10 protein-coding genes are annotated in these 15,062 nt (G+C 71.5%); 7 read left to right on the top strand and 3 right to left on the bottom strand.

Going from position 1 to position 15,062, the window contains the following annotated elements:
- Nucleotides 1-73: 73 nt before the first annotated feature.
- On the bottom strand, nt 74-1,540 hold the full coding sequence (locus ACFVIU_RS00680) for a cytosine permease (RefSeq protein ID WP_385839723.1): 1,467 nt from the start codon (nt 1,538-1,540) through the stop codon (nt 74-76).
- A 170-nt stretch (nt 1,541-1,710) separates the two neighbouring features.
- Here ACFVIU_RS00680 and ftsY point away from each other — a divergent pair, with 170 nt between their 5' ends.
- Nucleotides 1,711-2,925, top strand: coding sequence for a signal recognition particle-docking protein FtsY (gene ftsY / locus ACFVIU_RS00675; RefSeq protein WP_385839721.1), 1,215 nt, complete (start codon nt 1,711-1,713; stop codon nt 2,923-2,925).
- A 102-nt stretch (nt 2,926-3,027) separates the two neighbouring features.
- Here ftsY and ACFVIU_RS00670 read toward each other — a convergent pair whose 3' ends face one another.
- Nucleotides 3,028-3,690, bottom strand: a complete 663-nt coding sequence (locus ACFVIU_RS00670) for a bifunctional DNA primase/polymerase (protein ID WP_385839720.1) — start codon at nt 3,688-3,690, stop codon at nt 3,028-3,030.
- 496 nt (nt 3,691-4,186) lie between these two features.
- Here ACFVIU_RS00670 and ACFVIU_RS00665 point away from each other — a divergent pair, with 496 nt between their 5' ends.
- From ACFVIU_RS00665 to ftsH, 6 genes are all read left to right on the top strand, one after another.
- Entirely contained in the window at nt 4,187-5,665 is a 1,479-nt protein-coding gene (locus ACFVIU_RS00665; RefSeq protein WP_385839719.1) for a hypothetical protein, read from the top strand.
- A 340-nt stretch (nt 5,666-6,005) separates the two neighbouring features.
- The gene (locus ACFVIU_RS00660; RefSeq protein ID WP_385839718.1) at nt 6,006-7,349 is read left to right on the top strand and encodes an ammonium transporter; all 1,344 of its coding nucleotides are present in this window, start codon (nt 6,006-6,008) and stop codon (nt 7,347-7,349) included.
- Nucleotides 7,346-7,684, top strand: a complete 339-nt coding sequence (locus tag ACFVIU_RS00655; protein WP_100828472.1) for a P-II family nitrogen regulator — start codon at nt 7,346-7,348, stop codon at nt 7,682-7,684. Before ACFVIU_RS00660 ends, ACFVIU_RS00655 begins: the two co-directional genes overlap by 4 nt.
- A gap of 94 nt (nt 7,685-7,778) precedes the next feature.
- Nucleotides 7,779-10,223 carry a [protein-PII] uridylyltransferase gene (locus ACFVIU_RS00650; protein ID WP_385839716.1) on the top strand — a complete coding sequence of 815 codons (2,445 nt, stop codon included), beginning with the start codon at nt 7,779-7,781 and terminating at the stop codon, nt 10,221-10,223.
- Nucleotides 10,224-10,344: 121 nt separating this feature from the next.
- A complete protein-coding gene (gene ffh, locus ACFVIU_RS00645; protein ID WP_385839715.1) occupies nt 10,345-11,892 on the top strand; it encodes a signal recognition particle protein in 1,548 nt (515 codons plus the stop codon).
- A gap of 73 nt (nt 11,893-11,965) precedes the next feature.
- Nucleotides 11,966-13,918: an ATP-dependent zinc metalloprotease FtsH gene (ftsH, locus tag ACFVIU_RS00640; RefSeq protein ID WP_385839713.1), complete on the top strand. Its 1,953-nt coding sequence runs from the start codon at nt 11,966-11,968 to the stop codon at nt 13,916-13,918.
- Nucleotides 13,919-13,922: 4 nt separating this feature from the next.
- On the opposite strand, the gene ACFVIU_RS00635 is transcribed toward ftsH, so the two are convergent.
- On the bottom strand, nt 13,923-14,792 hold the full coding sequence (locus ACFVIU_RS00635; protein WP_385839712.1) for an SAM-dependent methyltransferase: 870 nt from the start codon (nt 14,790-14,792) through the stop codon (nt 13,923-13,925).
- Nucleotides 14,793-15,062 lie beyond the last annotated feature (270 nt).

Here is a 15,062-nt window from a genome sequence, read left to right as displayed (position 1 = left end):
CTCCGGTGCGCTGCGGCAGGAGGGGGACGTTAGCTGACGAGGTGTCAGATGGCCAGGGGTGCGGAAGGTTCCGTCACGCGTCGGCGGTCACGGGCTCCGCGGCCGGCTCGGCGGCCTGCTCCGCGGCACCGTCCTCGACCGGGCGGACCGCCGGCTTCGGCAGGGCCAGGTACAGCAGGCCGGAGACGACGATCGTGGCGACCCAGCCCAGGCCGTACTCGCCGATCACGTTGTTGCCCGCGAGCGGGCCGGTGAACCAGTCCGAGGTGGTGAACATCAGACCGGCCAGCAGACCGATCGCCCAGGCGGCCACGGCCGCGGGGGAGAAGCCGCCCTTGTACCAGTAGGCGCTGGCACGCGTGGTGTCGGCCATGGCCCGGCCGTCGTACTCGGTGCGGCGCAGCATGTCCGCGCCGAACACGCCGACCCACGCGGAGAACGCGACCGCCAGCAGCGACAGGAAGGCGATGAACGACCCCATGAAGCTCGTCGCCACCAGCATCAGCACCCCGCCGAACAGCAGCGAGATCACGGCGTTCACCGAGACCGCCCAGTGCCGCGGCACCCTGAAGCCGAGGGTCTGCGCGGTGAAGCCCGCCGAGTACATGGACATCGAGTTGATCAGCAGCATGCCGATCAGCGCGATGAAGAGGTACGGCACCGCGATCCACGTCGGCAGGATCTCGCCGAGGAAGGAGACCGGGTCGGTCGCCGAGGCCAGGTCCGGCGTGGACACCGCCATCACCGCACCCATCAGCACCATGGGCAGGACGACGATGCCGGCGCCGCCCACCGCCGTACCGACGATCGCCTTCGAGGAGGCCGTACGCGGCAGGTAGCGGGTGAAGTCGGGGGCCGTCGGGATCCAGCTGACACCGCCCGCCGCGATCATGCCGATGCCCGTGATCACCGCCGCGGTGGAGCCCCCGCCCTGGTGCGTCACCTTCGACCAGTCCGTGTTCGCCGCCAGGTAGACCAGCACGAGCACCGAGAAGATGCCGAAGAGGTAGGTGGCGTACTTGTTGCACTTCTGCACGGCGTTGATGCCGAGACCCGAGATCGCGAAGGTCGCCACGACGAACGCCAGCAGCATCACCATGTCCAGCACGCTGTTCGCCTTGAGACCGAACAGGATGTCCAGGATGGTGAGCATCGCGTAGGCGCCGGTGACCGCGTTGATCGTCTCCCAGCCCCAGCGCGCGACCCAGATCAGCGAACCGGGCAGCAGATTGCCGCGCTGGCCGAACACCGCGCGCGACAGCGCCATACCGGGCGCGCCGCCCCGCTTGCCCGCGATGCCGATCAGCCCGACCAGGCCGTACGACACCACCGGCGCGGCCACGGCCACCACGAGCGCCTGCCAGATGTCCAGGTGGTACGCGACGACCAGGCTCGCGCCCATGGTCAGCAGCAGCACGCTGATGTTGGCGCCGACCCAGGTGGGGAACAGCTCACGGGTCCTGCCGGTGCGCTCGTGATCCGGGACCTGCTCGATGCCTCGGGTCTCGAGAGCGCCTTCGGTCTCGACGGTTTTGCTCATGAAAAAGGGGCCAGACGTGGGGGAATAGGGGACGACCCGGACTCTACGCGCGTCAACCGAGTCGCCACCATCGTACTTTGCTCCCACTCCTCGCCATACGTGGCCTTTGTCTCTCGGAGGAAGCCACAAACCCGGTCCCTCGGCACCCCATAGCCGATACTGGTCGGGTTATGGAAACCGTCATCCTTGCTGTAGTCATCGCCGTGGTCGTGCTCGGCGCGCTCGGCGGGCTGATCGTGGGCAGCCGGCGCCGGAAGCCGCTGCCCCCGCCGCCCCCGAAGACGCCCGACATCACCGCGCCCCCGGCCGAGCCGCACGTCGGCGACGAGGCCGAGACGCCGCGCGACGAACCGCGCCGGACGATCGAGGAGGTTGATCTCCCGGGCGGCCCCGCGCCGGTCGCCGTCGAGGAGCCGCCCGCCGGCCCCGCCGCCGTCGAGGTTCCCGAACTCGAGATCCCGGAGCCCACCGCGGGCCGGCTGGTCCGGCTCCGCGCCCGCCTGTCCCGCTCCCAGAACGCCCTCGGCAAGGGCCTGCTCACGCTGCTGTCGCGCGAGCACCTGGACGAGGACACCTGGGAGGAGATCGAGGACACGCTGCTCACCGCCGACGTCGGTGTGCAGCCCACCCAGGAGCTGGTCGAGCGGCTGCGTGAGCGCGTCAAGGTGCTCGGCACCCGCACCCCGCAGGAACTGCGCGGCCTGCTGCGCGAGGAACTGCTCAAGCTGGTCGGCACCGATGTCGACCGCACGGTGAAGACCGAGCCCGAGGACCGCAAGCCCGGCATCGTGATGGTCGTCGGCGTCAACGGCACCGGCAAGACCACCACCACCGGCAAGCTCGCCAGGGTGCTCGTCGCCGACGGCCGCACGGTCGTCCTCGGCGCCGCCGACACCTTCCGGGCCGCCGCCGCCGACCAGCTCCAGACCTGGGGCGAGCGCGTCGGCGCCCACACCGTGCGCGGCCCGGAGGCGGGCGACCCCGCCTCCGTCGCCTTCGACGCGGTCAAGGAAGGCAAGGAGATGGGGGTCGACGTCGTCCTCATCGACACCGCCGGCCGGCTGCACACCAAGACCGGCCTCATGGACGAGCTGGGCAAGGTCAAGCGGGTCGTGGAGAAGCACGCGCCGCTGGACGAGGTGCTGCTCGTCCTCGACGCCACCACCGGCCAGAACGGCCTGGTGCAGGCCCGGGTCTTCGCCGAGGTCGTGGACATCACCGGCATCGTGCTGACCAAGCTCGACGGCACCGCCAAGGGCGGCATCGTCGTCGCGGTCCAGCGTGAGCTGGGCGTGCCGGTCAAGCTGATCGGTCTCGGCGAGGGCGCGGACGACCTGGCGCCCTTCGAGCCGGAGGCGTTCGTGGACGCGCTGATCGGCGACTAGGGCTGCCGCAGGCGCACAGCGAGAAGCTCCCGCCCCCCAGGTGCAGTGGGGGACGGGAGCTTCGGCTTTCTCCGGCGGCGGTCAGGCCCTCTCCGGCGGCGGTCAGGCCCGCGCCCGCGAGCGGTGTGCCACATACGCCAGCGTGCCGAGCAGCAGCCGGGCCGCCGGGGGCCTGGTCGCCGAGTCCAGCGCGGGCGGGCGCAGCCAGCGCACCGGGCCGAGACCGCCCCGGTCGGACGGCGGCGCGGTGACGAACGCACCGGGGCCGAGGCCGCGCAGATCCAGGGCGCCGGGGTCGTCCCAGCCCATGCGGTAGAGCAGCCGGGGGAGGTCCGCGGCGGCGCCGGGGGCGACGAAGAAGTGGGCGCGGCCCTCCGGAGTAGCGGTCACCGGACCGAGCGGCAGACCCATCCGCTCCAGCCGGGCCAGGGCGCGGCGGCCGGCGGCCTCGGAGACCTCCAGGACGTCGAAGGCCTGGCCGACCGGCAGCATCACCGAGGCGCCCGGGAAGTCCGACCAGGCCTTGGTCACCTCGTCCAGCGTGGCCCCGGCCGGCACCTGGGGCGCGAAGTCCAGCGGATGCGCGCCCGGCGCCGGGCAGTCGGCCCGGCCGCACGAGCAGGCGCCCGCCGCGGCCCGCGCGCCCGGCACCACGTCCCAGCCCCACAGCCCGGTGAACTCGGCGACGGTGGTGCACTCCGACGAGCGGCCGCGCCGTCGCGTGCCGGAGCGGATCTCGCGGATGCCGCCGATCGTGAAGCCCATGCCCCCTCCAACGGGTCCAGCGCGCCGGTGGTTACGACACGGAACGAGACGAAAGCGGAACGTAACGCTACGGCTGCGCCTTCCCGTGTGGCCCGAAGGCCAAGCCCGCGTGACCGCGCAGTTGGGGCGGCGCCTGGAAGCGTGGAAAGTGGTGCACCGGGCGTTGCGCGCCCCTGCGTGCTTCACTCCGCCCACTTCCGTTCGTCCTATGTCAAGTGAATCGCGAGCGGCCGATCGTGAGTTCATTCGAAGGGGTGGCGAATGGTGGCGTTTCCCGGATCCCCGTGGTTGCACCGGTGATCGTAGGATTACTGTGAGTGTGCGAGCCCTGGGGCACATGCCCGCGCGGGTATGCCGGAGGCAACTCGTCAACCCGTTCGAAGGGTGAGAACCGGCAGACGGGAAGCCGTATCAACGGGCATTCTGATAGGGCTTGGCGCGAGGCGGTCTCCCTCCAGGGCGACCGAGGATCGCAATCAGGGATGGGGGCCTTCCGGTGGGCGGCAACGGCGGTAGCGGGACGAACGCTGACAAGCGCCCCAACGAGCTGCTCGGCTCGTGGTTCGTGCGCAGCGGCTGGTCCAAGGGCGAGCTGGCACGGCAGGTGAACCGCCGGGCGCGCCAGTTGGGCGCCAACCACATCTCCACCGACACCTCGCGCGTGCGCCGCTGGCTGGACGGGGAGAACCCGCGCGAGCCGATCCCGCGCATCCTCTCGGAGCTGTTCTCCGAGCGCTTCGGCTGCGTGGTCTCCATCGAGGACCTCGGCCTGCGCGCCGCCCGGCCGTCACCCTCCGCGTCCGGCGTCGACCTGCCCTGGACCGCCCCGCAGACGGTCGCGCTGCTCAGCGAGTTCTCGCGCAGCGACCTGATGCTCGCCCGCCGCGGCTTCCTCGGCACCTCGCTCGCGCTGTCCGCCGGCCCCACCCTGATCGAGCCCATGCAGCGCTGGCTCGTCCCCGCGCCCGCCGTGCCGATCACCACCGAACCCGAGGCCGCGTTCGACGCGCGCAGGCCCGGCCGGCTGTCGAGGCCCGAGCTGGACCTGCTGGAGTCCACCACCCGGATGTTCCGCCAGTGGGACGCCCAGTGCGGCGGCGGACTGCGCCGCAAGGCGGTCGTCGGCCAGCTGCACGAGGTCACCGACCTGCTCCAGGAACCCCAGCCCGAGGCCACCACCCGCAAGCTCTTCAAGATCGCCGCCGAGCTGGCCGAACTGGCCGGCTGGATGTCGTACGACGTCGGACTCCAGCCCACCGCCCAGAAGTACTTCGTCCTCGCCCTGCACGCGGCCAAGGAGGCCGGCGACAAGCCGCTCGGCTCCTACATCCTCTCCAGCATGAGCCGCCAGATGATCCACCTCGGCCGGCCCGACGACGCCCTGGAACTGATCCACCTCGCCCAGTACGGCAGCCGCGACTGCGCGAGCCCGCGCACCCAGTCCATGCTGTATGCGATGGAGGCCCGCGCCTACGCCAACATGGGCCAGCCCGGGAAGACCAAGCGCGCGGTCCGCATGGCCGAGGACACCTTCGCCGAGGCCGACGAGTGGGACGAGCCGGACCCCGACTGGATCCGCTTCTTCTCCGAGGCCGAGCTGTACGGCGAGAACTCCCACTCCTTCCGCGACCTCGCCTATGTCGCCGGCCGCAGCCCCGCCTACGCCTCCCTCGCCGAGCCGCTCATGAAGCGGGCCGTGGAGCTGTTCGCCAAGGACACGGAGCACCAGCGGTCGTACGCCCTCAACCTGATCGGCATGGCCACCGTGCACCTGCTCCAGCGCGAGCCCGAGCAGAGCACCGCCTACGCCTCCCAGGCCATGGACATCGCCAAGAAGGTCCGCTCCGAGCGTGTGAACACTCGTATCCGAAAGACGGTCGACACGGCCGTACGCGACCACGGCGATCTCGCCGCCGTCATCGACCTCACCGAACAGCTCGCCGTCGATCTCCCCGAGAACGCAGAGGCCGTCTGACCGGCCCGAGCACCCATGCCCCGGCCGCGGCCGGTCCTCCCGAACTGCCCGACTCGGCTCCCCCATGCCAGGTCATCGAGAGGCCGCCCGCGGCCGGCCTGTCTTCCCCGAGCGCACTCGGGGGAAGGTTGCGCCACGATAACGATCGGCGCCGCACAGATCAGGCAGTTCATGGATGCGTAACACGCACGCAGCCTTCGTCACCCCGGCGAAACAGCGAGGGGCGCCCACCGAAACCGCGCTGCGCCAATCTCATGGCGCATAACCGGCCCACCCCTCACTGACCGGACCGCACAGGCACCGCCCGCACGGGGCCGTACACACCGACGAGGAGACGCCGATGGCACCAGCCATCATGCTTGCGGCGGACGCACCCAAGCTGTCGTCCGCGAACACAGGCTTCATGCTCATCTGTTCCGCCCTTGTACTGCTCATGACGCCGGGCCTGGCCTTCTTCTACGGAGGCATGGTCCGGGTCAAGAGCACCCTGAACATGCTGATGATGAGCTTCATCAGCCTGGGGATCGTCACCATCCTCTGGGTGCTCTACGGCTTCTCCCTCGCCTTCGGCACGCACAACGGGTTCATCGGCTGGAACACCGACTGGTTCGGCCTCAGCAACATCGGCCTGACGCAGCTCTGGGACGGATACACCATCCCGATCTTCGTCTTCATGGTCTTCCAGCTGATGTTCGCGATCATCACCCCGGCCCTGATAAGCGGCGCCCTCGCGGACCGCGTCAAGTTCTCCGCCTGGTCGCTCTTCATCGCCCTGTGGCTCACGATCGTCTACGTCCCGGTCGCCCACTGGGTCTGGGGCGCCGACGGCTGGGCCTACAAGCTCGGCGTGATCGACTTCGCCGGTGGTACGGCGGTCCACATCAACGCGGGCGCGGCGGGCCTCGGTGTCATCCTCGTCATCGGCAAGCGCGTCGGCTTCAAGAAGGACCCGATGCGTCCGCACAGCCTCCCGCTGGTCATGCTCGGCGCCGGTCTGCTCTGGTTCGGCTGGTTCGGCTTCAACGCCGGCTCCTGGCTCGGCAACGACGACGGCGTGGGCGCCCTGATGTTCGTCAACACGCAGGTCGCCACCGCCGCCGCCATGCTCGCCTGGCTCGCCTACGAGAAGATCCGCCACGGCGCGTTCACCACCCTCGGTGCCGCCTCCGGCGCGGTCGCCGGCCTGGTCGCCATCACCCCCTCGGGCGGCGCCGTCTCCCCGCTCGGCGCGATCGCCGTCGGCGCCATCGCCGGTGTCGCCTGCGCCGCGGCCGTGGGCCTGAAGTTCAAGTTCGGCTACGACGACTCCCTCGACGTCGTCGGCGTCCACATGGTCGGCGGCATCCTGGGCTCCCTGCTGATCGGCCTCTTCGCCACCGGCAAGGGCCAGTCGCAGGTCAAGGGCCTCTTCTACGGCGGCGGCATGCACCAGTTCTGGATCCAGTGCGCCGGTGTCGGTGCGGTCCTCGGCTACTCGCTGGTCGTCTCCGCGGTCCTCGCCTTCCTCCTCGACAAGACCATCGGCATGCGGGTCACCGAGGACGAGGAGATCTCCGGCATCGACCAGGCCGAGCACGCCGAGACCGCATACGACTTCAGCGGCGCCGGCGGCGGTGTCATCGGCTCCTCCGTCTCCTCCCCGGCCCTGGCCGCCGCCGCGCAGAGCAAGAAGGTGGACGCATGAAGCTCATCACCGCCGTCGTGAAGCCGCACCGGCTGGACGAGATCAAGGAGGCCCTTCAGGCCTTCGGCGTCCACGGGCTGACGGTCACCGAGGCCAGCGGTTACGGTCGACAGCGGGGACACACCGAGGTCTACCGCGGTGCCGAGTACACCGTCGACCTGGTGCCCAAGATCCGCATAGAGGTACTGGCCGAGGACGACGACGCCGAACAGCTCGTCGAGGTCATCGTCAAGGCCGCCCGCACCGGCAAGATCGGTGACGGCAAGGTGTGGTCCCTGCCGGTCGAGACGGCCGTACGGGTCCGCACCGGCGAGCGCGGCCCGGACGCGCTCTGACACGACGGTCGCTCCGCCAGGACGGTCGCTCCGCCAGGACGGTCGATCCGACGGACGGTCGCTCCGACAGAACAGTGAAGACGGGAGTCGCTGGGTGACGGGTACGGAAGTGCGCACGGAAGCGGAAGACCCGGGGCCCAGCGGCTACGCGGCGGCCCGGCTGCGTCTCCTCACCGAGGAGGCGCGGTCCGGGCCGCCGCGCCGTGCCGCCCTCGCCGAGCTGACCGACGAGTGGCTCGCCGGGCTGTTCACCGCGGCCGCCCGGGACGTCCAGGGCGCCTCCCTGGTCGCCGTCGGCGGATACGGCCGCGGCGAGCTGTCCCCGCGCAGCGACCTCGACCTCCTGCTGCTGCACGACGGCTCCGACCCGGGCGCGGTCGCCGCCCTCGCCGACCGGCTCTGGTACCCCGTCTGGGACCTCGGCCTCGCCCTCGACCACTCCGTGCGCACCCCCGCCGAGGCCCGCAGGACCGCCGGGGAGGACCTCAAGGTCCAGCTCGGCCTCCTGGACGCCCGCCACCTCACCGGAGACGCCGGCCTGACCTCCCAGCTGCGCACCGCCGTCCTCGCCGACTGGCGCAACCAGGCCCCCAGGCGCCTCCCCGAACTCCAGCAGCTGTGCGCCGAACGCGCCGAGCGCCAGGGCGAACTCCAGTACCTGCTGGAACCCGACCTCAAGGAGGCCCGCGGCGGACTGCGCGACGCCACGGCGCTGCGTGCCGTCGCCGCCTCCTGGCTCGCCGACGCCCCCCGCGAGGGCCTCGCCGACGCCCGCCGCCGGCTGCTCGACGTCCGGGACGCGCTGCACCTGACGACGGGTCGCGCCACCGACCGGCTGTCCCTCCAGGAACAGGATCAGGTGGCGGCCGAGCTGGGCCTGCTCGACGCCGACACGCTGCTGCGGCAGGTGTACGAGGCGGCGCGGGTCATCTCGTACGCCAGCGACGTCACCTGGCGCGAGGTGGGGCGCGTCCTGCGTTCACGCGCCGTGCGCCCGCGGCTGCGCGCCATGCTCGGCGGCGGCAAACCGGTCGCGGAACGCTCGCCCCTGGCCGAGGGCGTGGTGGAACAGGACGGCGAGGTGGTGCTCGCCCGCGCCGCGCGCCCCGAACGCGACCCCGTACTCCCGTTGCGCGCCGCGGCCGCCGCCGCGCAGGCCGGACTCCCGCTCTCCCTGCACGCCGTACGGCGCATGGCCGCCACCGTCCGCCCCCTGCCCACGCCCTGGCCCGCCGAGGCCCGGGAACAACTCGTCACCCTGCTCGGCTCCGGCCGCCCCACCGTCCCGGTCTGGGAGGCGCTGGAGGCCGAGGGACTGATCACCGGGCTGCTCCCCGACTGGGAGCGGGTCCGCTGCCGCCCGCAGCGCAACGCGGTGCACATCTGGACCGTCGACCGGCACCTGATCGAGACCGCCGTCCGCGCCTCCGCGTTCACCCGCCGCGTCAGCCGCCCCGACCTGCTGCTCGTCGCCGCCCTGCTGCACGACATCGGCAAGGGCTGGCCCGGCGACCACTCGGTGGCCGGCGAGATCATCGCCAAGGACGTCGCCACGCGGATCGGCTTCGACCGCGCAGACGTCTCCGTTCTCGCCACCCTCGTCCGCCACCACCTCCTGCTGGTCGAGACGGCCACCCGCCGCGACCTGGACGACCCCGCCACCGTCCGCTCCGTCGCCGAGGCGGTCGGCACCCAGAGCACCCTGGAGCTGCTGCACGCCCTCACCGAGTCGGACGCCCTCGCCACCGGCCCCGCCGCCTGGTCCGCCTGGCGCGGCTCCCTCGTCGCCGACCTCGTACGACGGGTCTCCGCGGTGCTCTCCGGCGACGCCCCGGCCGAACCCGAGCCCGCCGCGCCCACCGCCGAACAGGAGCGCCTCGCCATCGAGGCGCACCGCACCGGCGGCCCGGTCCTCGCCCTGCGCGCGCAGCCCGAGCCGGTCACCGCCGAGGACGGCTCCGGCGAACCCCTCGGCGTCGAGCTGCTCATCGCCGTACCCGACCAGCCCGCCGTGCTCCCCGCGGTCGCCGGCGTCCTCGCCGTGCACCGCCTCACGGTCCGTACGGCGGAACTGCGCACCCTGCGCCTGCCGGACGACGTGGACGACGGCGCGGTGCTCCTGCTCAACTGGCGGGTCGCCGCCGAGTACGGCTCCCTGCCCCAGGCCGCCCGGCTCCGCTCCGACCTGGTCCGCGCCCTGGACGGCAGCCTGGACATCGCCGGCCGGCTCGCCGAACGCGACGCGGCCTATCCGAGGCGCCGGGGCTGGATCGCCCCGCCACCGCGGGTGACCGTCGCCCCGGCGGCCTCCCACCACGCCACGGTGATCGAGGTACGGGCCCAGGACGCGCCGGGCCTGCTGCACCGGATCGGCACGGCCCTGGAGAAGGCGGGCGTGCGGGTGCGGAGCATGCACGTGTCGACCCTGGGCGCCAACGCCGTGGACGCCTTCTACGTCACGACCGGCGTCGGGGACCCGCTCCCGGCGGACGACGCGGGATCACTGGCGCGGGTGCTGGAGGAGACGCTGCGGGGGTGACCTTGCGGCCGTGGGGAGTGTCCCGCCCGCCGGAACCGGCGTGCGGGGACTGTTGCCCCGCCGGGCCAGATACCCTGGAGGGCAGCCCTGTCCACCTCCGACCCCGAGGACCGACGCCACCGTGTTCGATACCCTCTCCGACCGCCTCAGCGCGACATTCAAAAACCTCCGCGGCAAGGGGCGCCTCAGCGAGGCGGACATCGACGCCACGGCCCGTGAGATCCGCATCGCGCTTCTCGAAGCCGACGTGGCCCTGCCGGTCGTCCGGACGTTCATCAAGAACGTCAAGGAGCGTGCGCTCGGCGCCGAGGTCTCGCGTGCGCTGAACCCCGCGCAGCAGGTCCTGAAAATCGTCAACGACGAGCTGGTCACCATCCTCGGCGGCGAGACCCGCCGGCTCCGCTTCGCCAAGCAGCCCCCCACCGTGATCATGCTGGCGGGTCTCCAGGGTGCCGGTAAGACCACCCTCGCGGGCAAGCTCGGCCGGTGGCTCAAGGAGCAGGGTCACTCCCCGCTGCTGGTCGCCTGTGACCTCCAGCGCCCCAACGCCGTGAACCAGCTCAGCGTCGTCGCCGAGCGCGCCGGTGTCGCCGTCTACGCCCCCGAGCCGGGCAACGGCGTCGGTGACCCGGTCAAGGTCGCCAAGGACTCGATCGACTTCGCGAAGTCCAAGGTCCACGACATCGTGATCGTGGACACCGCCGGCCGCCTGGGCATCGACCAGGAGATGATGCAGCAGGCCGCGGACATCCGCGACGCGGTCGGCCCCGACGAGATCCTTTTCGTCGTCGACGCGATGATCGGTCAGGACGCGGTCAACACCGCCGAGGCCTTCCGCGACGGCGTCGGCTTCGACGGTGTGGTCCTCTCCAAGCTCGACGGTGACGCCCGTGGTGGTGCCGCCCTGTCGATCCGGCAGATCACCGGCAAGCCGATCATGTTCGCGTCGAACGGTGAGAAGCTGGACGACTTCGACGCCTTCCACCCGGACCGGATGGCCTCCCGCATCCTCGACATGGGTGACCTGCTCACCCTGATCGAGCAGGCGGAGAAGACCTTCAGCCAGGAAGAGGCCGCCAAGATGGCCTCGAAGCTGGCGTCCAAGAAGGGCCAGGACTTCACCCTGGACGACTTCCTGGCCCAGATGGAGCAGGTCAGGAAGATGGGCAGCATCAGCAAGCTGCTCGGGATGCTGCCCGGCATGGGGCAGATCAAGGACCAGATCCAGAACATCGACGAGCGGGACGTCGACCGCACGGCCGCGATCATCAAGTCGATGACCCCGGCCGAGCGCCAGGACCCGACGATCATCAACGGCTCCCGCCGCGCCCGTATCGCCAAGGGTTCCGGTGTCGAGGTCAGCGCGGTGAAGAACCTGGTCGAGCGGTTCTTCGACGCTCGCAAGATGATGTCCCGGATGGCCCAGGGCGGTATGCCGGGCATGCCGGGGATCCCGGGCATGGGCGGCGGCCCCGGCCGGCAGAAGAAGCAGCAGAAGAAGGCCAAGGGCAAGCAGCGCTCCGGCAACCCGATGAAGCGCCGGCAGCAGGAGCTGGAGGAGGCCCAGCGCCGCGAGGCTGCCGCACAGGGCGGTGGCGCCTTCGGGCTGCCGCAGCAGGGCGGCCAGGAGTTCGAGCTTCCGGACGAGTTCAAGAAGTTCATGGGCTGAGCCGGGACCGCGGGATTCCCCCGCGGTCACGGCTGCGCGTGCCGGGGGTTGGTCGGTGTCGTAACGTCCGCATATGACCAACCCCGCGCCGCCACGCAAGTCGCCCGACCAGCCCTGGCGTACCGAGGGTGCGCCCGACGAGCCGCCGCCGCAGTCGCCCGGCGGGCGGAGGATGCGCGGCGGCTGGTGGCGGCTGGCGCTCACCGCGCTGGTGGTGTTTCTGATCGCCAACGTGGTGCTGTCGTACTTCGATCAGGCGACCGAGCCGACGATCTCGTACACCGAGTTCACCAAGCAGGTGAACGACGGCAATGTCGCCAAGATCTACGCCAAGGGCGACTCCATCCAGGGCCAGCTCAAGAAGGAGCAGAAGCGGCCCGACGGCGGTGGCACGTACACCAAGTTCGACACCGAGCGCCCGTCGTTCGCGCACGACGACCTGTGGGCCAGTCTGACCAAGCACGGCGTCATCGTCACGGCGCAGCCGGTTGTGCAGCACCGGAGTTTCCTGGCCAATCTGCTGATCTCGCTGGCGCCGATGCTGGTCATCGTCGCCTTGTGGATCTTCATTGCGCGGCGGATGAGCGCGGGGCTCGGTGGTGCGGGCGGCATGCTGGGGCGCAAGGCGCCGCCGAGGCCGGTCGAGCTGGAGCCCGGCAAGAAGCGCACCACCTTCGCCGATGTGGCCGGTATCGACGAGGTCGCGGGCGAGCTGAACGACGTCGTGGACTTTCTGAAGAACCCGGACGCCTACCGTCGGATGGGTGCGAAGATGCCGCGCGGTGTGCTGCTCGCGGGTCCGCCGGGGACGGGCAAGACGCTGCTGGCGCGGGCGGTCGCCGGTGAGGCGGGGGTGCCGTTCTTCTCCGCTTCCGCCTCGGAGTTCATCGAGATGATCGTCGGTGTGGGTGCCTCCCGGGTGCGGGAGCTGTTCGCCGAGGCCCGCAAGCTGGCCCCGTCGATCATCTTCATCGACGAGATCGACACCATCGGCCGGGCCCGTGGCGGTGGCGCGTCGATGGGCGGACACGACGAGCGTGAGCAGACGCTGAACCAGATCCTCACCGAGATGGACGGCTTCTCCGGTTCGGAGGGCGTGGTCGTCATCGCGGCGACCAACCGTGCGGACGTCCTGGACCCGGCCCTGACCCGGCCCGGCCGGTTCGACCGGATCGTCCAGGTCGCTCCGCCCGACCGCGGCGGCCGTGAGGCCATCCTGGAGATCCACACCCGGGACATTCCGCTCGCCGAGGGCGTCGACCTCGCCCGGGTCGCCCGGACGACGCCGGGGATGACCGGTGCGGAACTGGCCAACCTCGCCAACGAGGCCGCGCTGCTCGCGGTGAAGCGCAGGCAGCGGGCGGTGACCCAGGCCGACCTGTCGGAGGCGCTGGAGAAGATCCAGCTGGGGGCGGAGCGGTCGCTGGTGATGCCCGAGGAGGAGCGCCGGCGGACCGCGTACCACGAGAGCGGGCATGCGTTGCTGGGCATGCTCCAGCCGGGTGCCGACCCGGTTCGCAAGATCACCATCGTGCCGCGCGGCCGGGCGCTCGGTGTCACCCTGTCGACGCCGGACGCGGACAAGTACGCGTACACCGAGGAGTACCTGCGTGGCCGGATCATCGGCGCGCTCGGCGGGATGGCCGCCGAGCACGTGGTGTACGACGTGATCACGACGGGTTCGGAGAGTGACCTGGAGCAGGTCACCGGCATCGCGCGTGGGATGGTGTCGCGCTGGGGGATGAGCGAGGAGGTGGGCCGGCTCTCGGCGCTGCCCAACGACGCCCAGCAGGCCTATGGGCTCGCCGCCGCTCCGCAGACTCTCGATGTCATCGATGCCGAGATGCGGCGGATCGTGGACGAGTGCTACGAGGAGGCCTGTCGCAAGCTCCGTGAGCACCGTGGGCAGCTGGACGCCCTCGCGCAGGCGTTGCTGGAGAACGAGACGCTGGAGGAGGCGGAGGCGTACCGGATCGCCGGGATCACCCGGCTGACCAAGGACGGGGAAGGGGCCGAGGGGGCGTGAGGGGTCAGGGCACGCGGGCGATGACGTAGCGGAAGACGTTGTCCATCCACACGGTCCCGTCCGGGCGCCGGTACGGGTGCAGGGCCTCCGTCAGCTCCTTGTCCACCTGCTTGGCGTCGGTGGCCGCGATCGCCGCGTCGAACAGTCCGGTCGACAGCAGTCCGCGTACGGCGCTGTCCGCATCGGCGTACCCGAACGGGCAGGCCACCCGTCCCGAGCCGTCGGGCCGCAGCCCGGCCCGCTGGGCGACTTCCTCGAGGTCGTCCCGGCGGGCGGGGCGCCAGCTGTCCGCGCCGCGCAGCGGATCGGCCAGCTTTCCGGCCACCCGCAGCACCGAGGAGGTGGCGCACCGCTCCGGCGGTCCCCAGCCGGCCAGCACCACGGCGGCTCCGGGTGCGGCCGCCGGCAGCGCCTCGGCCAGCAGGCCGCCGAGGCCTTCGGTGTCGCCCGCGCGGCAGCCGATCGGTTCGAAGACCGTCACCAGGGTGTACCGGGCCGGCTCCGGGTCGGCCGGGTCCCCGGCGGGGCCCTGGAGCAGGCGTACGGCCGTACGCGCGCGTGTGCCGCGCGGGTCGCGCGGTCCCTCGGGCAGCAGGCGTTCGCGTGCGAGGGCGAGGCGCTCGGGGGAGGGGTCGGCGCCGGTGACGGCGGTGGCGCCTCTGGAGGCGGCCAGCAGCAGCGCCAGCCCGGAGCCGCAGCGCAGGCCCAGCAGCCGGGTGGCGGGGCCCACTTCCAGTCGCTGGTACACGGCTTCGTAGAGCGGGACCAGCATGCGCTCCTGTATCTCGGACCAGTCACGCGCGCGTGCGTACCGGTCGACGCGGGGGGTGGAGTCCGCGTGCGCCTGATGCTGCCGCACGAGCGTAGGTGTCATAGGTAAGCGCCCCAATCCGCCGACAGTTCGCCGTTGTGCCCGGTCGCGTGGCCCCCGTACCGTGCGCGCGCACTTTCCACGTATGCCAGGTAACTGCGGGCTCGCGGCCCCGTCCAGGGGTCGTAGGGCTCGGCTTGGTGGCCGGTGGCCGGTGTGGCGAGATTTCATGTCCCGGCAATACGGACGGCCGTACGGTGTCCGCTCCGGGTAGGGAAGGGGCGGCGCAGGGGGGGTGCGGGGGTGCGCGGTAACGTCACGACCGTCACGGAC

It is taken from the genome of Streptomyces sp. NPDC127190 (assembly GCF_042672505.1).
Taxonomy (GTDB): domain Bacteria; phylum Actinomycetota; class Actinomycetes; order Streptomycetales; family Streptomycetaceae; genus Streptomyces.
Note: the sequence above shows the minus strand (reverse complement) of the source record. Positions and strands in the feature narration are given on the sequence as shown.

What these genes read in the sequence shown, in the direction of transcription:
- ACFVIU_RS00680 (WP_385839723.1), bottom strand. Translation starts at nt 1,540, where the DNA reads ATGAGCAAAACCGTCGAGACCGAAGGCGCTCTCGAGACCCGAGGCATC.
- ftsY (WP_385839721.1), top strand. Translation starts at nt 1,711, where the DNA reads ATGGAAACCGTCATCCTTGCTGTAGTCATCGCCGTGGTCGTGCTCGGC.
- ACFVIU_RS00670 (WP_385839720.1), bottom strand. Translation starts at nt 3,690, where the DNA reads ATGGGCTTCACGATCGGCGGCATCCGCGAGATCCGCTCCGGCACGCGA.
- ACFVIU_RS00660 (WP_385839718.1), top strand. Translation starts at nt 6,006, where the DNA reads ATGGCACCAGCCATCATGCTTGCGGCGGACGCACCCAAGCTGTCGTCC.
- ACFVIU_RS00655 (WP_100828472.1), top strand. Translation starts at nt 7,346, where the DNA reads ATGAAGCTCATCACCGCCGTCGTGAAGCCGCACCGGCTGGACGAGATC.
- ftsH (WP_385839713.1), top strand. Translation starts at nt 11,966, where the DNA reads ATGACCAACCCCGCGCCGCCACGCAAGTCGCCCGACCAGCCCTGGCGT.
- ACFVIU_RS00635 (WP_385839712.1), bottom strand. Translation starts at nt 14,792, where the DNA reads ATGACACCTACGCTCGTGCGGCAGCATCAGGCGCACGCGGACTCCACC.